This is a genomic window from Pseudonocardia sp. CA-107938 (genome assembly GCF_050936315.1).
Taxonomy (GTDB): Bacteria; Actinomycetota; Actinomycetes; order Mycobacteriales; family Pseudonocardiaceae; genus Pseudonocardia.
Window position 1 is genome coordinate 2,815,980 of the sequence record NZ_JBNJNA010000001.1, and the last position, 24,935, is coordinate 2,840,914.

The following is a 24,935-nucleotide window of genomic DNA, read 5'->3' on the forward strand; positions in this document are numbered from 1 at the left end:
CCAGGAGCTACTCCCGCGGGAGCAGTCCACTCGTCTCCCGGGGAACGACGCGGAAGCGGGCGCCCGTGCGGCACCATGCCGTCCATGACCACGCTGGTGAACGCGCTGCGGCGCATCTGGTCGGAGGGGCGCCCGGTGGAGCGGGCCTGCTACGTCCTGTCCGCGGTGCTGCTCGCCGATGGGCTGTTCCACGTCGCCGTGCTGCTGCTCACCGGCGCGTCCTGGTCGGGGCCGCTGTCGCTGCGCAAGGCGGCGACGTTCGGACTGTCGTTCGGGTTGACCGTGGCGTCGGTCGCGTGGGCCGCCTCCTACCTGCGGATGCCCGCGGGGGTTCGGGCGGGTCTGCTCGGCGCGTTCGCCGTGACGAGCGTCGTGGAGGTCACGCTGGTGAGCATGCAGGCCTGGCGCGGTGTCCCTTCGCACTTCAACTTCGAGACACCGTTCGACACCGCGGTCTCCATGACCCTCGCTGCCGGTGGCGGCGTCATCGTGCTCGTCGGCGTCTCCCTGATGGCCATCGCGATCCGCGGTGCGCGGTCGCTGCCGGACAGCATGCGGCTGGCCGTCCGAACGGGCCTGGCGGTCTTCCTCGTAGCGCTCGCCACCGGTGCGGTGATGATCGCCCGCGGGGTCGTCGAGGTGCGCGCCGGGCTGCCCCAGCTCGCCTACGACACGGCCGGCTCCCTCAAGCCGCTGCACGCGGTCGCCATGCACGCGGTCCTGGCGCTGCCCGGCCTCGCCTGGTTGTTCTCGCTGACGTCGTGGGACGACCGCCGCCGGCTGGCGCTCGTGCGCGTTGCGGTCCTCGCCGACCTGACGCTGACCGCGATCGTCGGCGTCGAGGCCTTCACCGACATCCCGCCGTTGCAACCGCCGCTGGTGCTGGGCCTGCTGTCGGGTACGGCGGTCCTCGTCCTGGTGGGGGCGGCGTTCACCGGGCTCCTGGCCGTGGTGGCGCAGCGGCCCGCATAGGCAGCCAGGTCGGTTCCACGGTCACTGAGCCTCGCTGCGCATCTCCCTGGCGCGCGGAGTGCCGAACTGCTGCAGCATCGTCCGTGCGCCCAGCGCCATCATCTCGTCGAGGCGGGCCGCGGCGGTGTCGGGCAGTGCATCCACCGTCCACACCATGCGCGACCCGCCGTCCTGCGCGGAGTCGACCTGCATGGTCGCGTGGTGGTGGGTCAGGCCCATCGGGGAGTCCACGACGGCGTAGGCCAGCCGTCGGGCGGAGTCGTCGACATCGACGATGAGTTCCCGGGCGATCGAGCCGTTGACGAACGTGACGAGGCGGGAGTCGCCCTCCCGTCGGGCGTCGATCACGAATCCGGGAACGAGGTCGACGTGCGGGGTCGCGACGGCGCGCACGGCCGCCCAGACGGTGTCGGCGTCGGCGCCGAACTCGAGGTGGCGGGTCAGGGAGGCCATCAGACGCCCTGCGCCATGCAGAACTCGTTGCCCTCGGGATCGTGCAGCACGGTCCAGCGAGCCCCCGACTCCTCGACATCGGCGATCCGCACCGCACCGAGCCCGACGAGCCGCTCGATCTCGGTTTCCGGGTCCGGCGCGGAGAGGTCGACGTGCGTCCGGTTCTTCACCGACTTGCGCTCCGGAACGTGCACGAACAGCCAGGCCGGTGCGGGTGCCGCGCCACCGAGCCCGATGCTGGCGAAGTGCCTGCTCCCGTCGGGATCGAGGTCGCGGTCGAGCGTCGCGGACCAGAACGTCGCGACGGCCAGCGCGTCGTCGCAGTCGAAGGTGATGTGCTGGAGCGTGGCGGTCATGGTGTCTCCCGTGCGGTGATGGGCCAGTGGATCTCGGTGCGGTAGCGGCTGGGGTCCGGTGTCTGGTCGTCGCGCACGACGTAGACCTCGCGAACGTGGATCGGCCGCGGCTCGGCGTGGTTGGCGACCCACGAGCCGAGCCGGCGGTAGGTGTCGGAGAGGGAGTCGTAGGAGCCCGCGTGCACGAGGACGGCGACGTCGGCCGCCGGTACCTCACTGATCACGACCCCCGAGGCCGGGCGCACCGCGACCGGACGGGCGATCGGCAGGTAGGCCTCGACATCGTCAGCGCCGTCGTCGGCGATCTCGGCCGGGTAGAGCGCGGCGGCCGGGCCGATCGGCTCGATCCCGAGTGCTCGCGCCGCAGCGGTCAGGCGCGTGAACGCCTCGTCGAGGAACGGGGCGAACGTGGCCTCGTCGACCTGGCCGCGAACGGCCAGCGTGTGCTGGTGCGGCTCGGCCCGCACGTGCACCGGGGTGTGTGCGGCGGGCTGGTCCAGACCGTCGTGCAACTCGTCGACGATCCGCGCGACCTCCTCGAGACGGGCGCGCATCCGCGCCTGGTGCTCGGCCAGCACCCGCGCCGTGACCTGCGGATCCCGCGCGTGCACGACCTCGGCGACCTGCTCGAGCGGAAGGTCGAGCGAGCGCAGCCGGGCGATGACGGCCGCGTCGATCAGCTGCGACGAGTGGTAGGTGCGGAACCCGTTGCCCGGATCGACGCGGGCCGGCACGAGCAGCCCGGCCTCGTGGTAGGCGCGCAACGCCTTGATCGAGAGGGAGCTGGCTCGCGAGAAGGCGCCGATCGGGAGCAGTCCGTCGCTCATGGGACTGATCCTGATGTCTCCCCCAGGGGGAGAAGCAAGCCGCGGGAGGACGCGCTGGTCGACGGGCGGATGAATCGAGGCCCTGCAGAACGGGTATCCCCGGTCATGCAGCTCCCCATTGCATCGTCCTTGGCCGCTGTAGCGCTGCTCGCCCCCTCGTCCGTGGCCGTGGCACCGGCCGCCGTCGAGCACGAGGCCGCCGATCTGAGCACCGACGTGGCGGACGTCCATGCCGACCTGCCGGTCGACGCACTGCCGCCCACGAGTCCCTGCCCGGCCTACGAGGGCCCGCAGTGCGACTCACGGGAGCACGAGCGGTACGCCACCGGCCAGGACCTCGTCGACCTGGCCGGCTTGCCGCGGCTGGCCGCCTGACCCGGATCGACGGCAGGGCCAGTACCCCGCGCTTCCCCGGCGGCTACGGGCGGGTGAGGGCGTTGCCGGTGGGAGTGCGGGTGTAGAGCACTTCTCGCCCGCAGCGGCGGCGGACGACCAGACCGTTGCGGCGCAGCACGCTCAGGTGGGTGTTGATGCCTCCAGGGCTCCATCCGGTGCGGCGGGCCAGCGTGGCGGTGGAGGCGGGCTGGTCGAGGTGGCGGAGCAGGGCGGCGCGGCGTCGGCCGAGCAGGTGGTCCAGGTCGTCGGTGGTGCCGGTGTCGTGCAGCCAGAGGTCCGCGGTGCCGGGTGGTTGGTAGGTCAGCGCCGGATCGCTCGGCCCTGCGATGCACGGCCAGGCTCCGAAGGCGAGCACCGAGGGGATGAGCAGCAGACCGCGTCCGTTCAGCGGCACGACCTGTGATGCGGTCCTGACCCGCGACACGGTGAGGGTCCGACCGTCCCAGCCGACGGTGTCGGCAAGACCGTCGAACGCCGCCGTGCCGCCGTCGGCGACCAGGCGATGTGCCCTGGCGACGATCTCGCTCTCGAGGAAGCCGGTGATGCGGTTCCACGACGGTTGCAGCGCGGCGTCCCAGAACGCGCTCATCTGGTCGACCAACTCGGGCAGGGCGGTTCGCGGATCGTCGAGCAGCGGTCGGAGTTCAGCGGGTGGGCCGTCGGGGAATGCGCGGTGGACGTCAGCTCGCACCACGGCGGCATCGTTGGCGGCCACGCGCGCGAGTTCGTCCTCGATCGCGGGACGCGGTCGGGTCGGTGCGGGCGTGGTGAAGTGCGGCCAGTGGGCCCGACCCAGCGGGTACACCGCGAACAGGAGGTCCACCCTCAGATCGGTGATCTGCGCAGCTGCCGTCTCGACCCACGGTCGGTGCTCGGGGAACCGCTGCGGCTGTCGCAGCACGTAGGTCGCTGCCACCAGCTCGGTCAACGGTGAGATGGCGAACCGGGTGCGCAGCAGATCCTCGTGGCCGAACTCGAACCGCACGGTCTGCGATCCGTGAGGCGGCACGCATTGAGGATAGTCGGAATCCGTTGGGCCTCCGCCGCCTCGCCGATAGGACTGTCGGCGACACACGCGGAAGGAGATCATCCATGCACGGAACAGGCGAGGGATCGGGCGGAACGGTCCGGTGGCACGTGACGATGTCGCTGGACGGCTTCGTGGCAGGGACCGATCACGACATGAGCTGGATGTCGCTGAACTGGCTGCCACGGCAGGAGGGTTGGCCCGAGCCGGCCGAGCGGGTCCTCGGCTCGCTCGGCGCGATCCTCGGCGGCCGCGGCTGGTACGAGGCCTCCCGCAGCCTCAACGGCGTCGAGGGCATCTACGGTGGCCGCTACGACGGCCCGGTCCTCGTGCTCACCCACCACCCGGAGCCGGCTCCGTACGACCCGAGGATCAGCTTCGTCACCGGCGGGATCGAACCCGCCGTGGCCGCCGCACAGGCCGCCGCGCACGGCCGCGACGTGGTGCTGTTCGGTGCCGACATCGCAGCACAGGCCCTGGCCGCCGACCTGGTCGACGAGATCGTCGTGCACACCGCACCGGTGCTGCTCGGGGCCGGCGTCCGGCTCACCGTCCACGAACGCGTCGAGCTCGAACCGCTGCACCTGGGCCACACCGGCCCGCTCGCCGACCTGCACTACCGGGTGCGCACCGCCGCCTCGCGTCAGTAGCGACACCCACTCTCCCGATCGAAGGTCCTGGATCGACCGCGTCCTGTGTATCCGGAGCTGGTCGTGGCGGCTCCTCACGAGGCGGAGGCGGCACTGGCAGCCGCCCCGCACGACACGGGAGGAACAGTGACGGAGCTCGATTTCACCTACGCCGTCGATCCCGGCCGCCTCGGTGCGGCCGTGCAGGATTCGCTGGTCGAGAACCCATTGCACGTCCATCCGCCGGGACCGGTCGAGACCGTGCGCACCGACCGGTACGGCGAGCACGACATCAGTGTGCGCACGACCTACCTCATCGAGATCGACGGTCGTCCGATCGGCGGGCACCTGTTCGTCACCAACAGCGGCGACGTGCAGGTCCACGCGCTGCCCAACTACTCGTTCGCGTCTGCGATCGACATGGCCCGGCAGTTGATCGACGCGTTCCCGGACGGCTTCGGGCCGGAGCACGATCACGGAGAGGACCACTAGCGATGGGTGCTGTCGTCCGCAAAGACGTCGTCAAGGACCCCGCGGCCCGGGCCGCGTTCATCGACGGCGTGAACGGCCTCAAGGCCGAGATCGTGCTGTCGGCGCAGGGCCAGCCGGTCACCACGGCCACGCTCGGCATCGCGGGCGCGAGCCCGGCGGTCGGGCCGCGACCGTTGTCGACCTACGACGTGTTCGTCCTCTGGCACTACCGCACGATGATGACGGCCACACCGAGCGGCGCGGCCAGGAACGCTGCGCATCAGGGGCCGGTGTTCCTGCCGTGGCACCGGTTGATGCTGATGCTCCTGGAGGCCAACATCGCCCGGGTGCTCGGACGTCCCGAGTTCGGCCTGCCGTACTGGGACTGGGCGCACGACGGCGAGCTGCCGCCCGACGCGCAGCCGGAGGCAGACCTGTGGACCGACCCCGACGGCATCGGCGGTGACGGCGACGGCAACGGCGAGGTGCAGGACGGGAAGTTCGGGGCCGGGACGGCGTTCCGGGTCGCGGTCGTGTCGGACAGGGCGGGGAACCTCTTCGCCGTCGACCGGCCGCTTCGCCGCCGGTTGCGCTCGGTCCGGCCGCAGTCCACGCAGCGGTGGCGGCTGCCCACCAAGGCCGCTGTCGGCGCAACGCTGAACGCGACGCGCTACGACGGCGATCCGTGGGACAGCGATTCCCGGACGTCCGGTTTCCGCAACGGGGTGGAGGGGTGGCAGCAGTCGCTGGCCGGCCCGCCGAACCTGCACAACCTCGTCCACGTGTGGATCGGCGGGGACATGGGACCGGCGACGTCGCCGAATGACCCGGTCTTCTACCTGAACCACTGCAACGTCGACCGCATCTGGGCGGCGTGGCAGGCGATGCCCGGCAACCGGGACTACCTGCCGGGCGACACGGCCTCGGCGACACTGTTCCGTCACCGGCCGTCCGACCCGTTGCTCTCACCGTTCTTCCAGCGCGACGCCCAGGGCACCCCGTGGCTGGTGAAGGACATGTTCGACGTCTCGGCGCGCTACACCTACGACTCGCTCGCCGTCGCCGGCTGAGCCCGTCCCCGGGTCCTGCGTGCGGTGCAGCCGGCGCGGGCGAACGGCGCAGGTCACCGGGCCGCGGGCCCTGCTCCATGGCAGGGGTGTGCGGGCGCGCTGCGGGGTTCATGCTCCTTGGCCACGGACGCCGTCCGGGACCACGGACCGAGGAGGCAGACGATGGATCACCACGACGCCGAGCAGCACTGGCCGTTGCGGGGGTTCTGGCGTGCGTGGCTCTGGATCTCCGTCGCGATCGCCGGCGCACTCGGGCTCCTCGGACTCACCGCGCTGACGTTCGTCTGGTGGCTGCCGTTCCCGGCGGGACTCATCCTCCTGGTCCCGGGGGCGGTACTGGTCGCGGTCGGCGTCGTCATCGGCTGGCAGGTCAGCAACACGGTGCTCGACGCGACCCTCGCCGCTGACGGGACGCTGACCCTGCGGCGAGTCGGGCGCGTGCTGCGCACGCACGCGGCGCGGGTGCAGCTGGTCCGGTTCTCCGTGCTCGTCTCCCGGCCGCACACGCCGATCGTGATCGAGACCGCCGACGGTTCCGTCACGGTGCTGCACGCACGGCGGGAGGCCGACGAGTTGATCGCCGCGCTGCGCCGGTACAACCCGCGGCTCCCGGTCCACCTCTGAAGCGGGCGGTGCCCGGCGTTCATCGCCGGGAGTCACCCATCGGTCGCGAGCTCGACGAAGGTCGACACCAGCGGGTTGAGCGTGTCTCGGCGCCACACCAGCGACATCCGTGTCGTCGTGCCCCGGATCGTGCGGGCCGCAACGCCGCGCCGGCCCAGCGACCGGAAGGAGTCGGCGAGGATCACCGCGCCGAAGCCGGCCGCGGCCAGTGCCAGGAGGGTCTGCACGGTGCGCGCCTCCGCTGCGATCGTCGGTGTCACGCCGCCTGCCCGGTAGATCTCCATGATCTCGTCGAAGGACTGCTGCGACTCCGCGCGCGGCCACACCACCAGCGGTATCCGCGCGAGGTCGGCCGGCGCGATCGGCGCGTCGGTGGCGGCGAGCTCGTGGTCGGCGGGCAGGAACGCCGTCATCGGCTCCTCCCACCAGCGTCTGGTCACGAGCCGGTGGTCGGGGGCGGGGAGCCGCTGGACGGCGACGTCGTAGCCACCCTCCGCCACGCCGGCGGACATCTCGGCGTCGTCGAAGCTCTCCACGAGGCTGAGCGTGACGTCGGGCAGCCGGGCGCGGAACGCGGCCAGAGCCGTGGCGAGCGGACCGTTGATCCCGGACCCGGCGAACGTCACGGCGAGGCGGCCGCGCCGGCCCGCCGCCACCTCGCGCACCTCGTGCTCGGCCGCGGCAGCGTCGGCGAGGAGTGCCCGGGACCGTGCCACGAGGGCCGCGCCCGCCGGGGTCACCACCGTGCGTCGGTGCTCGCGCGTGAAGAGCCGGGTGCCGAGGCGACGCTCCAGGTCACGCAGCTGCCGGCTCAGCGTGGGTTGGGTGATGTGCAGGACCTCGGCGGCGCCGGCGACCGAGCCGGCGTCGGCCACGGCGACGACGTAGCTCAGCAGGCGCAGTTCCATCTATGCCTCCAAGGCAAGCCTGAGAAGCCTAGCACTGCCTTGCAGGCTGCTCGATCGAGTCCGAGACTCGTGGCATGACTTCCTCGACGATCGCTCCCACCACTCGCGACGACCGCTTCGAACGCGGCATGGCGGTCCTCGAGGCCGTCGACGGACGCAGCGGGCAGCGCGTCCTCGACGCCCTCGCCGACGTCTCCCCTGAGCTGGGCAACCAGGTCGTGTCCTGGGCGTTCGGCGAGATGTACGCGCGCCCGCAGCTGGCCCCGCGCGACCGCCAGCTCGTCACCCTCGGGATCCTCACCGCGCTCGGCGGCTGCGAGGCGCAGCTCGACGTCCACGTCAACGCGTCGCTCAACGTGGGGCTCACCCGCGAGGAGATCGTCGAGGCGCTGCTGCACGCCGCCGTCTACGCCGGGATGCCCCGCGCGCTCAACGCCACCTTCGCGGCCAAGAAAGTGTTCGCCGAACGTGGGCTGCTCACGTCGACGTCGCCCGGGTCCGAGATCGACCACGAGGGGGCCGGTACCCGCTGATCGGGACACTCCGGGCCGGGCTCGGTAGCGCCGTCCGGCCCGGCGGTCACGTCACCCAGGTGCGGTCGGCGGTGAAGCTGACCGACATCGACGGCGGCGTGTCGAGGAAGCTCAGCCGCTCGCGCAGCTGCGCCCGGACCTCGTCGAGGTCGTGGACCGTGCGGGCGGTGGAGCGGTCGTCGACGACGAAGTCGATCTCGAGGTCGAGCCGGCCGCCGACCTTGGCGGCGCGGACGAACGACTCGCTGAAGCCGTGGTCGCGCTCCACCTCGCTGACGACGTCGCGGATCTGTTCGAGCAGCGGCGCGGGCGGTGCCATGGTGAGCACCTCCCGGAAGCCGGTCGCCACGAGCCGGGCCGGGACCGGCAGGAAGGCCGCAGAGACCAGGACCACCATCGCCGGGTCGACGTAGCGGGCCAGGTCGGCGCGGCCGATGGCGTCCAGCACCCGTGCGATGCCGAACCCGACGATCACCCCGACGCTCAGCGCGGTGTCGCCGGCCCATTCCGCTGCCTCGGCGCGGACGAGGTCCGAGCCGCCGCGGGAGCGGGCGCGCAGCACGAGCGTGACCACGACGCCGGCGAGCGTCGCGACCACGCCGTAGAGCAGCGCAGCGTCCACGGCGACAGGCTCGGGCCCGGCGATGATGTCGGCCACGGCCCCGACGAGGGCGTAGAGGCACAGGCCGGCGAGCGCGACCGCCTTCAGCACGACCGTGAGCGGTTCCCAGATCTCCCGGCCCCACGGGTAGCGCTCGTCGGCGCCGCGCCGGGCAGTCCGCAGCGCCAGCACCGCGAGGAGCGAGAGCCCGACGCTCGCGAAGGAGTACAGCCCGTCGAAGACGATCAGCCGGGAGCCGGCGAGCAGCCCCCACACCAGCGCGAGCACCGCGAACGCCGCCGACGCCGCCACCGAGATCAACAGCGTTGTGCTGTCGGACGAGCGCTTCGTCGACGCCATCGCCCCATCCTGGTGCACCGCGTGGGCGGCACGGGGGCATGCTGGAAGGCGGCCACGCGTGCCGACCGCGGAGTGGCCGGTGCCGGTGCCGGTGCCGGTGCCGATGTCGACGTCGGCGGCGGCGGCGGCGAGCATCGTCGCGGAGGTGGCCTGGCCGAGGCCGTCCCGGTCGATGGGTGCGCTCGTCGCTCCCGGGGACGACGAGCGCGGTGGCGGCCGACGCGCCCGTCTCGTGGGACAGCGGGCGCGCCCTCGCGGCGCGCCCGCCCGACATCGCCCTACGCCGTCAGCTCCATCCCCAGCTGCGCATGCTGCTCACCCCCTGTCATCGGCGTGGTCAACCATTTGGATCTCTCCGCAGGGCCGGGAACTCGATAGCGTCAGCACGGCACAGTCCGTCACCAGGTTGTGACGGAAAGTAAAAGGGGGGTGGGCTGATGGGCGGTGGAGCGGACGGATCCGCGCACCTAGGATGACTGATCAATCACGGTCCGTGATAGATCTCCGCGGGTGGAAGCTGTGGCAGCTCACCACCCGATCGCTGGTCTACGTGCTGGTCGTCGACGCCATTGCGGTGACGCTCGTCGTGACGGGACTCGATCGGCCCATCGTGGCGAGCCATTGGGCGTGGTTCGCAGCCTTGCTGGCGGGTCTGGTGGCCCACGGCGAGCTGGTGCGGGGCGACGAACGTCGCCGCAGGGTCGGCGCCCCCGAGACGGTGCACATCACGACCGACACGGTGTGGGTGGTCGCGGGGATGCTGCTGGTCCCGTGGCCGCTGGTCGCCGGTCTGATCGTGGCCGCCGCGGTGCACCTGCGGCTGCGGGTGGACCGCCGTACCCCGCACTTCCGGTTCGTGCTCTCCGCCGCCGCCCACCTGATCGCCACCTACGTCGCGATCGAGATCCTCGCCCTCGGCGACGCCGGCTCGGCCGGGCTCCCCACGACGACGTCGGCGATCCTCGCGGTGCTGGCCGCGCTCGTCGCCCGCGATCTGATCAACTGCGGGCTCGTCGCGGTCGCTGTCCTGCTCACCAGCACCACGCCGCCCGATCTGCGGGTGGTGTGCGGGACGGTGTCCGGGCACGCGTTGGAGATCTCCGCCTCCGCCGTCGGCGCGCAGCTCGCCGTCTTGGCCACTCTGCAGCCGCCGCTGGTGCCCCTGGTGCTGCTGCAGCTGATCGTCCTCGACCACGCTGCTCAACTGCCGAGCGCGCGCCACCAGGCCCGGGTCGACGGCAAGACGGGGTTGCTCACCCCCGCGTACTGGGACGAGCTCGCGCACCGCGAGCTCGCTCGCGCGCTGCGCCACCAGCAGCCCGTCGGCCTGCTGATGCTCGACATCGACCACTTCACGCGAGTCAACAACCAGCACGGCCACCTCGCCGGTGACATCGCCCTGCGCGCGGTCGCCACGACCATCGCCCGCCACCTCGACACCGGCAGCATCGCGGGCCGGTTCGGCGGTGAGGAGTTCGCGATCCTGTTGTGCGACACCACCGTCGACGCCCTTGCCGCCGCCGCCGAAACGCTACGGGTCCGGATCGCGGAACTCGCCCTGCCGACCGCCCGCACCGATCCCGAGATCGACACGGCTACCGCGGCCCCCTTGACGGTCACGGTCTCCATCGGTGGCAGCCACACCGACCACCTCGCGCTCTCGGACCCGCAAGGCGTGCTCGCCGATCTCCTGCTCACCGCCGACTCCGCGCTGCTGCACGCCAAGGCGGGCGGACGCAACCGCTACGACCTCGCCGAACACACACGCGGCCGGTCCGACCGTCCGGCCGACCGCGACGGTCGCTGACCTGCGGGTCAGGGAAGGCGGAGGCGCGCCGCCGGGGGTGGTGGCATCGGCTCGTCGGGACCTGCCAGAGTGCTGCCGTGCCGAGCAGGCGGTCACGGTGGCCGCCGGGACGGAGGAAGCACCATGGGTGACGTGGCGAGCAAGGTGGACAAGGCGTACCGGGAGAAGACCGTGGCCGAGCTGGCCGACGCGCCGGTGGACGCCCTGTTGGGTGTCTCCGAGGGCGACGCCGAGCACCTCAAGGCGGCCTTCAACATCACGACGATCCGCGATCTGGGGACGAACAAGTTCTTCCTGTGGGCGCAGGCGATCGCCAAGCTCGCCGAGTAGCTCCCGGGTCCGCACCAGAATTCTGCTCGGGTGCATCGATCTGCGGTCGCCTCGCTCGTCGTAGAGGTAGGCGGGCCGGACAGGGCCCGAACAGCGGGAGGCGCGCGATGGCGAAGTACCTGTTCCTCATCTACGGCGACGAGCAGATCTGGGAAGCAGGGACGGAGCAGGACCGGAAGGACGTCGAGGCCGGCCACGCGGCGTTCGCCGCCGCGGCCGGCGGGGCGATCCTGAGCGGCCACGAGCTGCTGCCGACCACGACCGCGACGACCCTGCGCGGCAGCGCGAGCGGTGGGCCGACCCCGACGGACGGCCCGTTCCTCGAGACGAAGGAGGCGCTCGGCGGCTTCTACGTCGTCGAAGCACCCGACCTGGACGCGGCGATCGCGCTGGCCCGGCAACTGCCCGAGGTCGCGGCCGCCCACAGCGGCGTCGAGATCCGCCCGATCAACGAGCACGGCTGACCGGTACCCGGCGTCATGACCGAGCGCGGCGGCAGGACCGACGTCGAGGAGGCGCTGACGCAGGCCCACCGCCGCGATTGGGCCGGCGTCCTCGCCGCGACGGTGCGCGTCACGCGCGACCTCGACCTCGCCGAGGAGGCCACCCAGGACGCGTACGCCCGGGCGATGCGCAACTGGGCCGAGCACGGCGTACCGGATCGTCCCGGAGCGTGGCTGACCACGGTCGCCCGCAACCGCGCGACCGACCTCCTCCGCCGGGAGCAGGCGTTCAGGTCGGCGATGCCGGCGCTCGTCACCGCCGACCTGGTGCCCGGGCCGGGCGACCTGCCGGACCCGCCGGTGTTCCCCGACGACCGGTTGCGCCTCATCTTCACCTGCTGCCACCCGGCCCTGTCGCGGGACGCGCAGGTGGCGCTGACCCTGCGACTGGTGTGCGGGCTGTCGACTGCCGAGGTGGCCCGGGCGTTCCTGGTCCAGGAATCGGCCATGGCGGCGCGGATCACGCGAGCGAAGAAGAAGATCAGCGGTGCACGGATCCCCTACCGCGTGCCGGCCCGTGGTGACCTGCCCGAACGCGTCGGCGCCGTCCTCGACGTCGTGCACCTGGTCTTCACCACCGGCCACGCCGCGCCCGGCAAGGACCTCCTGCGCAGGCACCTCGTCGACAGCGCCATCCACCTCGCCCGCACGCTCCACCAGCTGCTGCCCGAGGACAGCGCGGTCACGGCCTTGCTGGCGCTGCTGCTGCTCACCGATGCCCGGCGCGACACCCGCCTGTCCGATGGCGGGAAGCTGGTGCTGCTCGCCGAGCAGGACCGGGCGCACTGGGACTCCCGGCAGATCGACGAGGGCGCCGCACTGCTGACGGAGGCGCTGCAGCGCGGGGCGCCGACGCGGTACGCCGTGCAGGCTGCCATCGCTGCGGTGCACGCGGAGGCGGCGACGTGGGAAGACACCGACTGGAGCGAGGTCGTCGGGCTCTACGACGTCCTGGGCCGGTTGTGGCCGTCGCCGGTCGTCGAGCTGAACCGGGCCGTCGCGGTCGGGTTCCGGGACGGCCCGGCGGCCGGCCTCGCCGCGCTCACACCGCTGCTGGACGAGCCGGCGCTGGGCACGTACGCCTACCTGAGCGCGGCCCGCGCCGACCTCCTGCGCCGGCTCGGGCGGTGGGCCGAGGCTGCGACGGCCTACGAGGAGGCAGCGGCGATGACCGACAACGACGTGGAGCGCGACTTCCTGACCGGACGGCTCGAGGAGGTCGTCAGCCGCCTCGAACCGCCCGCGTAGGGCGAGCTCGTGCCGTCCTGGTGTCGATCCGCGGCGCTCCCGATCGTCATGGCGGCATGCACGCAACGCGGGAGCACACTCCGCAGGACCTGTCCTACCTCGTCTCCATCACGACCGGCGACGTGACCGCCGACGCGACCGGCCAGGCGGTGACCGTCGCCGCTGCGAACGCCGCCGACGTCGTCGGGGCTGTCGCGTTCGCCGCCGAGTTCGGCCTGCCGCTCGCGATCGACGTGCCGGGCGCACCCGCCGCGAAGGGCGGACTGCTGATCAGCACCGAGCGGCTGCGCGGGGTGCACGTCGATCGGGTCGCGCGCACCGCGATCGCGCAGGTGGGCGCGCTGTGGTCGGACGTCGTGGACCGGGCGCGCGAGCACGGTCTCGCGCCGCTGGTACCCCGCCACGACGGGACGGGCATCCTCGGTTCCGGCTACGGGTGGTCGGCCGGGCACGTGCTCGGCATCGACGCGGTCACCCGCGACGGCCGGTACCGGCACGTCGCGCCGGCCGCCGATCCGCGGCTGTTCCGCCGGCTGTGCGCCGTCGAGCCGGGCGACGTCGAGCCCGGCGTGGTCGTAGCCATGACGTTCACGCTGTTCCGGTGAGCGGAGCCCGCTGATGGCGGACGGCCCTCGATGCGGCCGCCGATCCCGAGCTCATCCGTCCACCTCCGGGATCATGGCTCGGGCGGCGGTGCGGGTCGAGGCGAGGAAGTCCCGGGTGGCGATGTGCCCGATGTAGCCGTCGGGCCGGATGAGCAGCAGCGTGTCACCCTCGAGTCCGTGGACGCGGCGGAAGTCGTGCCGGGGATCGGTGAGGACGTGGTCGGCCTTGGCCTCGGCGTCGACGACGACGCGCTGCAGCGGTGCCCCGGCAGCCGGCCAGTCGAGCTCTTCGGCCGCCGTGGCGGCGTCCGGGCCGTAGGCGAGGACGGTGAAGTGCGGGCCGCGGTAGGTGTCGAACAGGCGCACCGTGGCGCCGTCGGTGTTGCGCAGTTCGGTGTCCGGGGCGCGGTCGCCGACCTGCAGCGTCGTGGTGCGGTCACTGCCGGCGGGTGCGAGCGGGCCGCCGCGGTAGGTCAGGGACAGCTGCTGTTCGTCCTTGCCGCGGCGGAGGCTGGCCGGGTCGAGTTTCGCGATGCCCTCGTACTTCTTCGTGGACAGGCCGAGCACCCCGGCGGCGATCGGCAGGCGTTCGGCTTCGTAGCTGGTCAGCAGGTGCGGGTCGGCGCCGGCGATGACCTGGGCGAGTTTCCAGCCGAGGTTGTAGGCGTCCTGGATGCCGGTGTTGAGGCCCTGGGCGCCTGCGGGGGTGTGCACGTGGGCGGCGTCGCCGGCGAGGAAGACCCGCCCGCGGCCGTAGGACTCCGCGAGGCGGATGTTGGGGCGGAACACCGATCGCCACGCGATGTCGTGCAGTGCGATGTTCCGGTTGCGGGTGTGCGCCTGGATGAGCTGGGTGATCGCCGTTTCGCCGTCGGGCGGCTGCTCGTCGGGGGACAGGCGGATCATCCACTGGAACAGGTCGGTGTGCGGGAGCGGGCATGCGCCGGTGAACCGGCCCTTCGTCCCCGGCCAGATGTGCCAGCGGTTGCGGGACAGGCCGACCGTGACCGCGTCGACGATGAGCATCCGGTCCGCCTCGTCGGTCTCCCCGAGGAACCCCACGCCGAGGTGGCTCCGGACGGTGCTCGCACCGCCTTCGGCGCCCACGAGGTAGCGGGCCGTGATCCGCTCGGTGCCCTCTGCCCCGCTGACCAGGGCGGTGACGGACGTGTCGTCCTGGTCGAGATCGACGAGCTCCCGCCCGTACTCGACCTGGCCGCCCAGCTGGGCGAGCCGGTCGTGCAGCGCGCCGTCGGTGCGGTGCTGGGGCATCAGCCGGGTGTTCGGGTAGGGGAGGTCGGTGCGGGGTTCGCGGTTGCGGAACATGCGCCACGGCGCGGTGACCGGGCCGAGGTGGATGCCCAGGAGGGGGTAGTCGCTGCTGCCGGCGAGGACGTCGTCGACCAGGCCGAGGTCGTCGAAGACTTCCAGGGTTCGCGGTTGGATGCCCTTGGCGCGTGAGCCGTCGAACGAGTGCGCGGCCTTGTCGATGATGCGGACGACCAGGCCGCGGCGGACCAGGTCGATGGCGAGCGTGGTGCCGGTCGGGCCGGCCCCGGCGATCAGGACATCGATCGTGTCCGAGCCGTTCATGGTCGCTTCCGATCCGGGTGCGGAACGGCGAAGGACGCGAGGAGGTCGGCGACCTCGTCCGGCCGTTCGAAGGGGGCCATGTGGCCGCAGTCGGTGATGACGTGCGTCCGTCGCGGGTGCAGCAGCGCGGTGACGGTGTCGAGGTGGGCGATCGGGGTGACCTGGTCGTCGTCGCCCCACACCAGCAGTGTCGGGATGCCCAAGGTGCCGGTCCGGTGGAAGAGTTCCTGCCGCCGGTGCAGCGGGAAGTCCTGCAGGGTCTGGAAGAACGCGTAGAGGGAGCCCTCGAAGCGGTAGGCGTCACGGACCATCGCGACCAGCTGCGCGGAGCGTCCGGGATCACGGACGTTGTGCCCGAGGTGCCCCTCCAGCAGGCCGCGACCGAAGCGTCGCGCGATGAACCCGCCCACCAGGTCGCTGCGCAACAGCTGCATCGGCAGCGGACGTTCGTCCAGGCCGGCGGGCCCGACGATCGCGAGGGTGGCCACGGACTCGGCGCACCGGCCGGCGTAGGCCATCGCGACCAGTGCCCCCATCGAGGTGCCGACCAGGTGCCGCGACGGAGGGAGGTCCAGCGCCGAGCTCAGGTCGGCCAGCTGCCGGACGAACAGCGCCTCGTCGTAGCTGCCCTGGATGCGGTCGGAGTAGCCGCGGCCGTAGGCGCTGTAGGCCAGCGTGCGCAGCCCGCGTCCGTGCAGCCGGGCGGCGAGGTCGTCCCAGTAGAACAGCGGGATCGTGAGGCCGCCGACCAGCACGGCCAGTTCGCCGTCGGCTGGGCCGGCCAGCTCGTAGTGCGTCACACCGTCGGAGAGGGTGATGAAACTGCCGCGCAGGGTGCCTCGCGTTTCCGCATCGAGCCTGCGGTCCTCGTCGGCCGCGACGAAGTACCTCATCGCCGGTCCTCCGTCCGCGTGGGCAGGAACTCCGCGATGGCCGCGGCCACCCACTCCGGGTCCTCCTCCGGGAGCAGGTGGCCGCCGTCGGGGTGCACGCGTTCCTGGGCGCCGCGGATGTCGCGGGCGAAGTGCTGCCCGTCCATGGCGGCGCTGCGCAGTACCAGCGTCGGGGCCGTGATCTGCGGGATCTCGGCGCTGCGGTCCGGCTGGTCGGTATTGGCGAAGTCGACGAACGCCGACCGGTTCCCCGGTCGGCTGGACAACGCGTGCACCCGGTCGACCATGGCGTCGTCCACGATCGTCGAGTTCGGGCCGACCGCGTCGCGCAGCCCGCGCTCGGTGGCGCGGCGGGGGAGCCGGCGCCGCAGCAGCGGGCGCAGCAGCGGGTGCCTCGCCAACCGCAAACCGGCGGGCAGCGCCTTGTCCGGGTAGCCGGTGGCGTTGACCAGTACCAGCGCGTCCACCCGGTCCGGGACGTCCAGGGCCAGGTTCCAGGCGATGTTGCCGCCCAGCGAGTTCCCGACCACCGCGGCGTGCGGCACCTGCAGCGCGGTCAGGAAGCGGGCGATCGTCGCCGCGTAGGTCGGGACGCGGTAGTCGCGGTCGGGCCGCGGTCCGGTGCGCCCGAAGCCTGGCAGGTCCGGGCAGATCACGTCGTAGGACGCCGCCAGCTGCGCCGCCACCTCCGCGAACCCCTCCAGCGACGAACCGCTGCCGTGCAGCAGCACGACCGACGGACCGTGACCCGCGCGGGTGTAGTGCACGCGCAGGCCGTCCACCGCGGCGGACCGTGCAGGCTGGGTGCTCATAATGGATACAGTGTTGCCGATATTGAAGGGGGTGTCAACGTGTGGTCATACTCGTGGCTGTGACCCGCTCCTCCTCGCCGTCCGTCCGGCGGTCCCGTGGCCGCCCGGCCCTCCCCCTGGACCGGATCCTCGACACGGCGCTGGAGCTCGTCCGAGAGGAGGGCGCCGAGGCGCTGTCGATGCGGAGCCTCGCGCAGCGGCTCGGGTCCGGTACGGCCACGCTCTACCGCCACTTCGCCAATCGAGCGACGTTGATCAGCCACGTGGTCGATCGCATCTTCGCCGAGGTCGAGCTCGACCCCCGCGCACTGGCGGAGACGGGCTGGGACCAGGCCTGCCGGACGGTCGCCCAGGCGATGTTCGCCACGCTGGGCAAGCACCGCGAGGTCGCACCCCTGCTGATCGAGCAGACGCCGACCGGACCGAACGCGATGGTGCTGCGCGAGCGCTGCCTGGCCGTCCTGCTCGACGGCGGATTCCCACCGGCCCTCGCGGCGCGCGCCTACGCGACCCTCGCGCGCTTCGTCCTGGGCTTCGCCATCCAGCTCTCCGGACCCGGCGACGACGCCGATCGCGAGCGGGTGTCGACCCACTTCCACGGTCTGTCGCCGGCCGAGTTCCCGGCGACGCTCGCGGTCGCGGACTCGTTGCCGATCCCGCTCGAGGACGAGTTCGCCTTCGGGCTGGAGCTGATCATCGACGGGCTGCGCGGACTGCGGGTCGACTGAGGCTCGACGAGGAGCTGCTCAGGGTCGCTGCGCGGCCTGCGCGGAGAGCTGCCGATCCACCACCCGTCGCACCACGCGGCGACGCACCTTGTCCAGCGTTCCGGGCAGGCGGAGTCGCCGGGCGAACTCGTTGCCGGATCGCCGGAGCTCGTCCTTGATCGTCGGGAGGTCCACTCCGACCAGCTCGTGGTCGCGCTTGCGCCACTGCCCGGCCACCATGACGGCCTCGATGTTGGCGGTGTTCGCGTTCAGTGCGCTGGCGACGGCGTCGTGCGGGGGCCACAGGTTGAGCATCCGGGCATCGACGACGACCAGGTCGGCCTCCATGCCGGCCTCGATGCGTCCCACCCGATCGGCGAGCCCCAGCGCTCGCGCCCCTTCGACCGTGGCCCAGGACAGGGCGTCCTCGGCGGTCAGCGCCACCTCGCCGGCGCCCAGCCCGGTGCGGGTCAGCGCGTCGTCGTGCTGGATGCCGCGCTGCACCGCCAGCAGCAGGCGCGCGGCGATCAGCACCTCTCCTGAGGTGACCATCTCGGTGTCGGTGCCCAACGACGGCGCCGAGCCGGCCGCGATCACCCGCTCGGCGAGCCGGGTGGTGTGCCCCTGGCCCAGCTCGTTCTCCGGGGTGCAGGTGAAGGTGGCGCCGGCGGCGACCAGCGTGTCGACCAGGTCTTGCGGCAGGCCCGTGCCGTGCACGATGTTGGTCGACGGGCTCCACAGGCCCGCATCGGTCACCGCGCGCCAGCCCGGTCCCGGCGGTCCGGCGCTCTGGTGCATCGACGCCAGCAGTCCACGGTCGGCGGCAGCGCGCAGGTCGGCGACCACGACCTCGGGCCTGGACTGCTGCGGCCCCTTGATCGCCATGCCCAGCGACAGCAGCGGGTCGGTGGCGATCAGGCCCGCACTGAGGCGATCGATCTCGGCGACGTCGTGGGAACGGTCGCGCAGGCCGTGCGGGGTGCCGTGCAGGAACACCGCGCGGATGCCGGCCCGGGTCAACGCGTCGACGCCGGCGTCCGCGTGCTCGCTGGTGACGCAGTTGTGCGACCAGTCCGCGATCGTCGTCACCCCGGCGGCGAGCTGGGTGACCGCGCCCGCCAACGTGGCGATGTGGATGTCTCCTGGCCGGAAGTGGCGGGCGATCTCGCCGTGCGCCATCGCGAGGTACTGGGGCAGCGTCCAGTCCGCGCCGAGGTACCGCATCGACGTCTGCCAGGTGTGCAGGTGCGCGTTGATCAGACCCGGGATGACCACGCGCCCGGTGAGGTCGACGACCTCCGCGCCGTGGGGTTCCAGATCCTCGCCGACCGCCACGATCCGGGTGCCGTCGACGAGGACGTCGGCGCGCTCGCTGTCCGGGCGCTGCGGTGACATCGACACGACCTGCCCACCCTGCAGCAATGTGCGACTCATCGATCCTCGCTCTTCGACGTCCGGCGAGAGGGTGGACCACGACCGTGAGGGTGCACCCGCGATTAACGGTCACAATGTAGCCGAAATATGAGAGTGGGCCAACAGCGGGCCAGGTCGGGGCCGCCACGTCGACGACCCCGACCTGGCCGCGGCCCTCAGGCCGTCAGGACGAAGTCCGTCCAGGTCCGCCCGTCCACCGGCTCCGTGTCGACCCACAGCGCGGTGACGCAGTGCGGGCAGACGTAGGCGACGGTGGCGAGGGCCGGATCGACGGTCACGCGGTCGCCGAGATCGGCGTGGTCGAGCACGACGCGGCCGGCGATCGACTCCCACCCGCGCTCGAGCGTGCCGAGCCCCTCCCCGCAGTGCCGGCAGGACGCGTGCGTGCCCTCGGGCGAGCGCCGGGTGACCAGCGCCGAGCCCCAGATGCCCGTGGGTTCGCCGCCGGGTCCGGCGTCGGCCGGCCCGGTCGGTGCCGTCATCCGGGCGCGTCGCGCTTCGCGGACGGCGGCCCGGCGGGTGGTGGTCGCCGCCTCGTCGACCTCGACGCCGGTGGCGCCGTGCCGGACGACGACGCCGTAGAGCCGGTGCGCCGCTTCCTCGGTGACCGCGCCGGTCTCGACGTCGGTGGCGACGCGGGCCGGCTCGCGCAGCAGGGGATCGCCGTAGCCGCCGCCGTTCTGGACGGTGCACTCGAACACGTCGCCGTGCCCGATCCGGGCCGCGGGGGAGACACCGGGCAGCACCTGGTGCTGCCCGGCGAGCTCGGTGAGCGCGCCCACGGGGCGTCCCGCGCCGAGGTGCTCGAGCACGGCGGAGTCGCTGACCCGCTCGAACCGCGCGCACGAGCCGGGCAGCCCGCCGAACAGGCCGGTCCGGTTGGGCAGCGCGACGCCGTGCGTGCCCAGGACGCCGACGACCTCGGCGGTGTCGATGGGGGTGAGCGCGAACTGGATGCCGTTGCCGCCGCGGAACGTGCCGGCGCCGCCGGAGTCGGGCACCTGACGCCGCCACAGGTACAGCAGCGGGTGGCGCATCTCCTGCTGCTCGACGTCGGAGACGCCCCCGGCGAGGATCACCATCGATCCACCGGTGTCGACGCCGTCGCGGAAGGAGAACGCGGGCCCGCCCCACAGCAGCGAGTCCATGTACATCGACGCGAACGGCTCGCCGTGCTGGTCGATGCCGCCGAACTGGTTGAGCTGCCACGACCCGTCCGACGGGCCGAACGCGTGGTCCTGGTACTTCTCGCTGAACGACAGCATCTTGGCGATCGCGCCGCCTGCCGAGCAGGTGGCGGTCCAGTTGGCGCCGGCGGCGCCGCCGGAGACCGGCATCGGTTCCACGGCGGTGACGCACAGCCCGTCCGGTGCGACGACCTCCACCGGGCGCATGAGCCCGTGGTTCCAGGCGATGTCGGAGCCGAACGTGCAGAGCATGAGCGTGGCGACCGCGCCGAGCAGCCCGCCGCGGGTGGTCATGCCGTAGGCGGGGGACTGCGGGCTCGACTCGGAGAAGTCGAAGACGATGCGGTCGTCGGTCTTCGTCATCCGGCAGGGGACCTGCAGGAGCTCGACCCCGCCGTCGCCGTTCCCGGCCGGCCGGTCCAGGTAGGAGGTGTGCTCGTAGACGCCGTCGGGCAGCTCGCGCAGCATCGCGCGGAGCTCGGCCTCGGAGTTGTCGAGCGTGCGCTCCATGGTGGCGCGCACCTGCGCGGCGCCGTAGCGGTCGCACAGCTCGTGGAAGCGCGCCTCGGCCACCCGCAGCCCGGCCAGGAACGCGCGGAAGTCGTTGGCGACCGTGTCGTGCACGCGCGAGTTGAGGACGATGGTGTCCCACAGCTCCTGGTTGAGCACGTCCTTGCGGACGATGCGGCCCGGCGGGATGCGGATGCCCTCCTGGAACACGTCGGTGGCCGTGGTGCACCAGCTGCCGGGGTCCATGCCGCCGAGGTCCACCTGGTGGGCCATGCAGCCCAGCCACGCGACGATCTCGCCGTCGCGGAACACCGGCTTGCAGAACTGCACGTCGTTCTGGTGCATGGCCGCGAGGTAGGGGTCGTTGATGATGAAGACGTCGCCGGGCTCGATGTCGGTGTAGCGGTCGAGGAAGACCTCGATCGCCATGGCACCGGTGTAGATGGGGGTCAGCAGGTAGGTGCCGATGATCGCCATCTCGCCCGCGGCGGTGTAGATGCCGAAGTTGTAGTCGGTGGCGTGCACGACGGGCGAGCCGGACACGTGCTCGACGGTGGTGGCGCCCTCGGTGTTGATCGACCAGAGCTTGTGCCGGATGACCTCGAAGGTCACCGGGTCGACGGCGGTGGGTGCAGGGGTGGATGCAGCGCTCATCGTCGCCTCCTCAGCGGTTCCGGATGATGACGTCGCCGAAGGCGTCGACCTCGGCGTCCTGCTCGGGTCCGATCACGACCGTGGTGTCGCGCAGCTCGACGATCGCGAGCCCCTCCAGGCGCAGGCCGTCGTGCAGGTGTTCGGCGCGGTAGACCTGGGCGTCGCGCCACTGCCCTCCGGAGAACACCCGCCGCGTGCCGGGCTCGCCACCGCCCTCCCCGAGAGCGCCGGTGTCGAAGTCGGCCCGCGGGACGGGACTGGACGCGACCACCCGGAACGTCGTGATCTCGACGCCGCCCTCCAGGAAGGCCGCGCCCTTGCCGAAGCGGCCCTCGTAGATCTCGACGAACCGCTCGACCATGGCGTTCACGCCGGCGGCGGTGATCTCGCCGGTGGTCTCGTCCACGTCCAGCGCGACCGTCAGGACGTGGATCTGCGCGCGGAAGCGGATCTCCACCGACCGTGCGACGCTGATCGAGTCCTCGGCGGCGCCGGCCCGGACGAGGTCGCGGCGGGCCTTGGCGGCGAGCGCGTCGAACGTGGCGGTCAGCTCCGCCGGGGGGAGCGCGACGGCGTGGTCGGTGGTGCCGGGCGGGGTCTGCATCGGCTTGGACAGCTCCTCGACCATCGTCAGGTCGGAGCAGCCGATGCCGAACGCCGAGTGCACCGACGCCGTGATGGGCACGACGATCTGCGGGCAGCCCAGCTCGGCGCCGTAGGAGAACGCGTGCAGCGGGCCGGCGCCCCCGTAGGCGAACAGCGTGAAGTCGGCAGGGTCGTAGCCCTGCTCGACCGTGACCTGGCGGACCAGGTCGGCCATCCGCGCGTCGACGATCGTCTTGATGCCCTCCGCGGCCTGCTCGACCGTCAGACCGGTGGGGTGGGCGACGTGCTCGTCGATGGCCGCGCGCGCCTTGTCGACATCGAGGACGAGCCGGCCGCCGAGGAAGTTGTCGGGGTTCAGGTAGCCGAGCACGAGGTCGGCGTCGGCGACCGTGGGCAGGGTGCCGCCCCGGCCGTAGCAGGCCGGACCCGGACGGGCGCCCGCGGACTCCGGGCCGACCTGCAGCACCCCGTTGCGGACCGCGGCGATCGAGCCCGCGCCGGCGCCGATCGCGCGCACCGCGACCGACGGCAGGGCCAGCTCGTCGCGGCCGATGAGGGTGGTGTTGGACATGACCGGCCGGCCGTCGAGCACCAGGCCGACGTCGAAGCTGGTGCCGCCCATGTCGGTCGTGACGACGTTGCGGTAGCCGCTGCGGGCGCCGAGGAACTGGGAGGCCACCACCCCGCCGACCGGGCCGGACATGACCGTCGCCGCGGCACGCCGCTCGACCTCGGCGAACGTCGCGAGGCCGCCGTTGGACTGCATGAGCAGCGGGTCCGTGCGCAGGCCGGCCGCGGTGAGCGTGGACTCGAACGAGTCGAGCGAGGTCTGCAGCACCGGGCGCAGGCTGGCGTTGACGGCTGTGGTCAGGGTGCGCTCGTACTCCCCGATGCGCGGCAGGAACGCGCTCGACAGCGTCACCGACGCGCCCGGCACCAGCTCCTCGATGATCTCCGCGACCCGCCGTTCATGGGTGTCGTTGGCGAACGACCACAGCAGCGAGACGGCGTAGACCTCCGCGCCGGCGGCCTGCAGGGCGGCCACCGCCCGGCGCACGTCGTCCTCGTCGAGCGGGCAGACCACGCGGCCGGCGTAGTCGATGCGCTCGGTGATCTCGGCGGTGAGCCGGCGCGGCACCGCGGTGGGCTGCTTGACCAGCGTGCGGAACCGCTTGACGTCCTCCTCGTCCAGGCCGGTGCTCTTGAACCCGCGCATCACGCCGAGGGTGTCGCCGAACCCGCGCGTCTGGATCAGCCCGACCCGCCGGTTGCGTCCTTCCAGCATCGCGTTGGTCGCGACGGTGGTGCCGTGCGCGAAGACCTCGACGTCGGCGAGCAGCTGCGCCAGTTCGACGTCGCGTTCGTCGGCGGCCAGCACCAGCGTGTCGAGCACGCCCTGCGCCGGGTTGTCCGGCACCGTCGAGGACTTGTAGCGGCCGACCCGGCCGCTGTCGTCGATCACCACGGTGTCGGTGAAGGTGCCGCCGATGTCGGAGGCGACGTAGTAGGTGGGCATCCGGCTGTCACTCCTCTGTGGCGCTGGCTGCTGTCTGGTGGAGGGCGGACGTCAGGAGACGTCCTCGGCCTCTCCTTGCGTCCCGGCCTTCGCGGTGCGGAGCTCGGCGATCGTGGCCTCGATGTGGGCACGGGCGAGCCGCTCCGCCGCCGGGCCGTCACCCGCCTCGATGGCGTCGGCGATCGCGACGTGCTCGCCGATGGCGCGCGACGCGGTCTCCGGCCGGACGAGCGCGACCGGCGCGAACACCTGCGCCGTCATGCGGATGATGGTGTTCTGCCCGATCACGAAGTCGTTGCCCGACAGGTGCGCGATGTGCTCGTGGAAGTCCACGTTCGACTGGGTGTAGTCCCGCGCTTCCCAGGGCTCGATGGTGGTCTGCTGGACCCGGATGGTCTGGCGCAGGTGCCGCATCCCCGACGCGTCGATCCGCTCCGCGGCGAGCCTCGCGGCGAGCCCGTCGACCACGGCCCGCAGCTCGTACGCGGCGAGCAGGGTGGGCAGGTCGCCGGTGACGACCCGGGCACCCTGCCCGGCCTCCACCCGCAGCAGCCCCTCCTGTTCGAGGATGCGCAGCGCCTCGCGCAACGGTGTGCGGCTCACCCCCAGCTCGGCGGACAGGTGCTCCTGGCGCAGCCATGACCCGGTCGGGTAGCGGTGGGTGTAGATGCGTTCGCGGACGACCGAGGCGATCTCCTCGACGAGCGGGATCGAAGCGGACGGGGTCGTCCGCTCACGTCGGCTGGGCATCGGTGCCGTCCTTCCCCGAGGCGGAACGCGACGGGTGAGATTGGATACAACGCGGTAGAGCGTGGCCGAAGGTGGGACTCCCGTCAATCCCCCGATGCAATGTCCATCTTGGCGATTGTGTTTCTGCAGGTCATCGGTCGTTCCAGACGTCCGTCTTGACCAGGTCCATCGGCGAGGCCCATCCTCTGGCACCCCGTACTGGTCCGACCAACGCGCTCGGCAGCGGTGTTTCGGGCGCCGCCGACCGGGGTCTGCGTGAGCCTCGGGGCTCGTGCTGCGCCGTTAGCGGGCACGGGACTGCCTGGTCGGACCAGATCCCCCGATCCGGGACCTCTGATGATCTGGTTGATCCATGCCCCGCTGGTCTGTCCAACGATAGATGCTGGTCGCGCCGCATTGTCGCAGGACATCCACGCCACTCTTGACGACGGCGAGGCGATGCGCGACGATCCTCCGCGTTGTATCCAACGGCTGCGATCGTGCCACGGATGGCTGAGGTCGCAGCTCGGTGCTCGCGTCGGGATCCATCCATCAGTCCTGGATCCAGATGCAC

At 72.1% G+C, this 24,935-nt stretch carries 26 protein-coding genes; 13 read left to right on the forward strand and 13 right to left on the reverse strand.

The features are described from left to right. Positions 1–84: 84 nt before the first annotated feature. Entirely contained in the window at positions 85–972 is an 888-nt protein-coding gene (locus tag ACQEVB_RS14195) for a hypothetical protein (protein ID WP_432970282.1), read from the forward strand. Between the two features lie 21 nt (positions 973–993). On the opposite strand, the gene ACQEVB_RS14200 is transcribed toward ACQEVB_RS14195, so the two are convergent. From ACQEVB_RS14200 to ACQEVB_RS14210, 3 genes are read right to left on the reverse strand one after another with little or no spacing between them, the layout of a single operon-like run. After that, the gene (locus ACQEVB_RS14200; protein WP_432970285.1) at positions 994–1,425 is read right to left on the reverse strand and encodes an SRPBCC family protein; all 432 of its coding nucleotides are present in this window, start codon (positions 1,423–1,425) and stop codon (positions 994–996) included. Beyond that, positions 1,425–1,781, reverse strand: a complete 357-nt coding sequence (locus ACQEVB_RS14205; RefSeq protein ID WP_432970288.1) for a VOC family protein — start codon at positions 1,779–1,781, stop codon at positions 1,425–1,427. Before ACQEVB_RS14205 ends, ACQEVB_RS14200 begins: the two co-directional genes overlap by 1 nt. Continuing rightward, positions 1,778–2,608, reverse strand: coding sequence for a MerR family transcriptional regulator (locus ACQEVB_RS14210; protein WP_432970291.1), 831 nt, complete (start codon positions 2,606–2,608; stop codon positions 1,778–1,780). The genes ACQEVB_RS14205 and ACQEVB_RS14210 overlap by 4 nt, the downstream gene beginning before the upstream one ends. Before the next feature lie 129 nt (positions 2,609–2,737). Between ACQEVB_RS14210 and ACQEVB_RS14215 the strand changes: the two genes are divergently transcribed. Then, a complete protein-coding gene (locus ACQEVB_RS14215; protein ID WP_432970294.1) occupies positions 2,738–2,983 on the forward strand; it encodes a hypothetical protein in 246 nt (81 codons plus the stop codon). 43 nt (positions 2,984–3,026) lie between these two features. Here ACQEVB_RS14215 and ACQEVB_RS14220 read toward each other — a convergent pair whose 3' ends face one another. Next, positions 3,027–4,013, reverse strand: a complete 987-nt coding sequence (locus tag ACQEVB_RS14220; protein ID WP_432970297.1) for a DUF5937 family protein — start codon at positions 4,011–4,013, stop codon at positions 3,027–3,029. A gap of 83 nt (positions 4,014–4,096) precedes the next feature. On the opposite strand from ACQEVB_RS14220, the gene ACQEVB_RS14225 reads away from it, so the two are divergent. The 4 genes from ACQEVB_RS14225 (at position 4,097) to ACQEVB_RS14240 (ending at position 6,825) form a co-directional block, all read left to right on the forward strand. Next, the gene (locus ACQEVB_RS14225) at positions 4,097–4,681 is read left to right on the forward strand and encodes a dihydrofolate reductase family protein (RefSeq protein ID WP_432970300.1); all 585 of its coding nucleotides are present in this window, start codon (positions 4,097–4,099) and stop codon (positions 4,679–4,681) included. A 126-nt stretch (positions 4,682–4,807) separates the two neighbouring features. Continuing rightward, on the forward strand, positions 4,808–5,152 hold the full coding sequence (locus ACQEVB_RS14230; protein ID WP_432970303.1) for a hypothetical protein: 345 nt from the start codon (positions 4,808–4,810) through the stop codon (positions 5,150–5,152). 2 nt (positions 5,153–5,154) lie between these two features. Further along, complete coding sequence (locus ACQEVB_RS14235) at positions 5,155–6,201, forward strand: tyrosinase family protein (RefSeq protein WP_432970305.1); 1,047 nt, start codon at positions 5,155–5,157, stop codon at positions 6,199–6,201. 162 nt (positions 6,202–6,363) lie between these two features. Further along, positions 6,364–6,825, forward strand: a complete 462-nt coding sequence (locus tag ACQEVB_RS14240; protein WP_432970308.1) for a hypothetical protein — start codon at positions 6,364–6,366, stop codon at positions 6,823–6,825. Between the two features lie 32 nt (positions 6,826–6,857). Here ACQEVB_RS14240 and ACQEVB_RS14245 read toward each other — a convergent pair whose 3' ends face one another. After that, a complete protein-coding gene (locus ACQEVB_RS14245) occupies positions 6,858–7,733 on the reverse strand; it encodes a LysR substrate-binding domain-containing protein (protein ID WP_432970311.1) in 876 nt (291 codons plus the stop codon). 74 nt (positions 7,734–7,807) lie between these two features. On the opposite strand from ACQEVB_RS14245, the gene ACQEVB_RS14250 reads away from it, so the two are divergent. After that, the gene (locus ACQEVB_RS14250; protein WP_432970314.1) at positions 7,808–8,266 is read left to right on the forward strand and encodes a carboxymuconolactone decarboxylase family protein; all 459 of its coding nucleotides are present in this window, start codon (positions 7,808–7,810) and stop codon (positions 8,264–8,266) included. A 46-nt stretch (positions 8,267–8,312) separates the two neighbouring features. Here ACQEVB_RS14250 and ACQEVB_RS14255 read toward each other — a convergent pair whose 3' ends face one another. Beyond that, positions 8,313–9,362 carry a cation diffusion facilitator family transporter gene (locus ACQEVB_RS14255; RefSeq protein WP_432970317.1) on the reverse strand — a complete coding sequence of 350 codons (1,050 nt, stop codon included), beginning with the start codon at positions 9,360–9,362 and terminating at the stop codon, positions 8,313–8,315. Positions 9,363–9,720: 358 nt separating this feature from the next. Here ACQEVB_RS14255 and ACQEVB_RS14260 point away from each other — a divergent pair, with 358 nt between their 5' ends. From ACQEVB_RS14260 to ACQEVB_RS14280, 5 genes are all read left to right on the forward strand, one after another. Next, positions 9,721–11,034 (forward strand): diguanylate cyclase, encoded by a 1,314-nt coding sequence (locus ACQEVB_RS14260; RefSeq protein ID WP_432970320.1) that lies wholly within the window; start codon positions 9,721–9,723, stop codon positions 11,032–11,034. Positions 11,035–11,157: 123 nt separating this feature from the next. Then, the gene (locus tag ACQEVB_RS14265) at positions 11,158–11,364 is read left to right on the forward strand and encodes a hypothetical protein (RefSeq protein WP_432970323.1); all 207 of its coding nucleotides are present in this window, start codon (positions 11,158–11,160) and stop codon (positions 11,362–11,364) included. A gap of 107 nt (positions 11,365–11,471) precedes the next feature. Continuing rightward, the gene (locus ACQEVB_RS14270; RefSeq protein ID WP_432970326.1) at positions 11,472–11,828 is read left to right on the forward strand and encodes a YciI family protein; all 357 of its coding nucleotides are present in this window, start codon (positions 11,472–11,474) and stop codon (positions 11,826–11,828) included. A 15-nt stretch (positions 11,829–11,843) separates the two neighbouring features. Then, the gene (locus tag ACQEVB_RS14275; protein ID WP_432970329.1) at positions 11,844–13,115 is read left to right on the forward strand and encodes an RNA polymerase sigma factor; all 1,272 of its coding nucleotides are present in this window, start codon (positions 11,844–11,846) and stop codon (positions 13,113–13,115) included. 56 nt (positions 13,116–13,171) lie between these two features. Further along, entirely contained in the window at positions 13,172–13,720 is a 549-nt protein-coding gene (locus tag ACQEVB_RS14280; RefSeq protein ID WP_432970332.1) for an FAD-binding protein, read from the forward strand. A gap of 51 nt (positions 13,721–13,771) precedes the next feature. Here the strand turns inward: ACQEVB_RS14280 and ACQEVB_RS14285 are convergent, their stop codons facing one another. The 3 genes from ACQEVB_RS14285 to ACQEVB_RS14295 are packed head-to-tail and all read right to left on the reverse strand — an operon-like array spanning position 13,772 to position 17,018. Beyond that, positions 13,772–15,313, reverse strand: coding sequence for an FAD-dependent oxidoreductase (locus ACQEVB_RS14285; protein WP_432970335.1), 1,542 nt, complete (start codon positions 15,311–15,313; stop codon positions 13,772–13,774). Beyond that, entirely contained in the window at positions 15,310–16,206 is an 897-nt protein-coding gene (locus ACQEVB_RS14290) for an alpha/beta fold hydrolase (RefSeq protein ID WP_432970338.1), read from the reverse strand. Before ACQEVB_RS14290 ends, ACQEVB_RS14285 begins: the two co-directional genes overlap by 4 nt. Then, a complete protein-coding gene (locus ACQEVB_RS14295; protein ID WP_432970341.1) occupies positions 16,203–17,018 on the reverse strand; it encodes an alpha/beta fold hydrolase in 816 nt (271 codons plus the stop codon). The genes ACQEVB_RS14290 and ACQEVB_RS14295 overlap by 4 nt, the downstream gene beginning before the upstream one ends. Before the next feature lie 59 nt (positions 17,019–17,077). Here ACQEVB_RS14295 and ACQEVB_RS14300 point away from each other — a divergent pair, with 59 nt between their 5' ends. After that, entirely contained in the window at positions 17,078–17,746 is a 669-nt protein-coding gene (locus ACQEVB_RS14300; RefSeq protein WP_432970344.1) for a TetR/AcrR family transcriptional regulator, read from the forward strand. Between the two features lie 18 nt (positions 17,747–17,764). Here the strand turns inward: ACQEVB_RS14300 and ACQEVB_RS14305 are convergent, their stop codons facing one another. From ACQEVB_RS14305 to ACQEVB_RS14320, 4 genes are all read right to left on the reverse strand, one after another. Next, positions 17,765–19,159: an amidohydrolase family protein gene (locus tag ACQEVB_RS14305; protein ID WP_432970347.1), complete on the reverse strand. Its 1,395-nt coding sequence runs from the start codon at positions 19,157–19,159 to the stop codon at positions 17,765–17,767. 155 nt (positions 19,160–19,314) lie between these two features. Continuing rightward, on the reverse strand, positions 19,315–21,510 hold the full coding sequence (locus ACQEVB_RS14310) for a hydantoinase B/oxoprolinase family protein (RefSeq protein ID WP_432970350.1): 2,196 nt from the start codon (positions 21,508–21,510) through the stop codon (positions 19,315–19,317). A gap of 10 nt (positions 21,511–21,520) precedes the next feature. Further along, on the reverse strand, positions 21,521–23,632 hold the full coding sequence (locus tag ACQEVB_RS14315) for a hydantoinase/oxoprolinase family protein (protein WP_432970353.1): 2,112 nt from the start codon (positions 23,630–23,632) through the stop codon (positions 21,521–21,523). Positions 23,633–23,683: 51 nt separating this feature from the next. After that, entirely contained in the window at positions 23,684–24,382 is a 699-nt protein-coding gene (locus tag ACQEVB_RS14320) for a GntR family transcriptional regulator (RefSeq protein WP_432970356.1), read from the reverse strand. Positions 24,383–24,935: the final 553 nt, after the last annotated feature.

What these genes read in the sequence shown, in the direction of transcription:
- ACQEVB_RS14310 (WP_432970350.1), bottom strand. Translation starts at nt 21,510, where the DNA reads ATGAGCGCTGCATCCACCCCTGCACCCACCGCCGTCGACCCGGTGACC.
- ACQEVB_RS14285 (WP_432970335.1), bottom strand. Translation starts at nt 15,313, where the DNA reads ATGAACGGCTCGGACACGATCGATGTCCTGATCGCCGGGGCCGGCCCG.
- ACQEVB_RS14275 (WP_432970329.1), top strand. Translation starts at nt 11,844, where the DNA reads ATGACCGAGCGCGGCGGCAGGACCGACGTCGAGGAGGCGCTGACGCAG.
- ACQEVB_RS14295 (WP_432970341.1), bottom strand. Translation starts at nt 17,018, where the DNA reads ATGAGCACCCAGCCTGCACGGTCCGCCGCGGTGGACGGCCTGCGCGTG.
- ACQEVB_RS14195 (WP_432970282.1), top strand. Translation starts at nt 85, where the DNA reads ATGACCACGCTGGTGAACGCGCTGCGGCGCATCTGGTCGGAGGGGCGC.
- ACQEVB_RS14265 (WP_432970323.1), top strand. Translation starts at nt 11,158, where the DNA reads ATGGGTGACGTGGCGAGCAAGGTGGACAAGGCGTACCGGGAGAAGACC.
- ACQEVB_RS14305 (WP_432970347.1), bottom strand. Translation starts at nt 19,159, where the DNA reads ATGAGTCGCACATTGCTGCAGGGTGGGCAGGTCGTGTCGATGTCACCG.
- ACQEVB_RS14280 (WP_432970332.1), top strand. Translation starts at nt 13,172, where the DNA reads ATGCACGCAACGCGGGAGCACACTCCGCAGGACCTGTCCTACCTCGTC.
- ACQEVB_RS14315 (WP_432970353.1), bottom strand. Translation starts at nt 23,632, where the DNA reads ATGCCCACCTACTACGTCGCCTCCGACATCGGCGGCACCTTCACCGAC.
- ACQEVB_RS14225 (WP_432970300.1), top strand. Translation starts at nt 4,097, where the DNA reads ATGCACGGAACAGGCGAGGGATCGGGCGGAACGGTCCGGTGGCACGTG.
- ACQEVB_RS14290 (WP_432970338.1), bottom strand. Translation starts at nt 16,206, where the DNA reads ATGAGGTACTTCGTCGCGGCCGACGAGGACCGCAGGCTCGATGCGGAA.
- ACQEVB_RS14270 (WP_432970326.1), top strand. Translation starts at nt 11,472, where the DNA reads ATGGCGAAGTACCTGTTCCTCATCTACGGCGACGAGCAGATCTGGGAA.
- ACQEVB_RS14320 (WP_432970356.1), bottom strand. Translation starts at nt 24,382, where the DNA reads ATGCCCAGCCGACGTGAGCGGACGACCCCGTCCGCTTCGATCCCGCTC.
- ACQEVB_RS14240 (WP_432970308.1), top strand. Translation starts at nt 6,364, where the DNA reads ATGGATCACCACGACGCCGAGCAGCACTGGCCGTTGCGGGGGTTCTGG.
- ACQEVB_RS14200 (WP_432970285.1), bottom strand. Translation starts at nt 1,425, where the DNA reads ATGGCCTCCCTGACCCGCCACCTCGAGTTCGGCGCCGACGCCGACACC.
- ACQEVB_RS14245 (WP_432970311.1), bottom strand. Translation starts at nt 7,733, where the DNA reads ATGGAACTGCGCCTGCTGAGCTACGTCGTCGCCGTGGCCGACGCCGGC.
- ACQEVB_RS14205 (WP_432970288.1), bottom strand. Translation starts at nt 1,781, where the DNA reads ATGACCGCCACGCTCCAGCACATCACCTTCGACTGCGACGACGCGCTG.
- ACQEVB_RS14255 (WP_432970317.1), bottom strand. Translation starts at nt 9,362, where the DNA reads ATGCTCGCCGCCGCCGCCGCCGACGTCGACATCGGCACCGGCACCGGC.
- ACQEVB_RS14235 (WP_432970305.1), top strand. Translation starts at nt 5,155, where the DNA reads ATGGGTGCTGTCGTCCGCAAAGACGTCGTCAAGGACCCCGCGGCCCGG.
- ACQEVB_RS14250 (WP_432970314.1), top strand. Translation starts at nt 7,808, where the DNA reads ATGACTTCCTCGACGATCGCTCCCACCACTCGCGACGACCGCTTCGAA.
- ACQEVB_RS14210 (WP_432970291.1), bottom strand. Translation starts at nt 2,608, where the DNA reads ATGAGCGACGGACTGCTCCCGATCGGCGCCTTCTCGCGAGCCAGCTCC.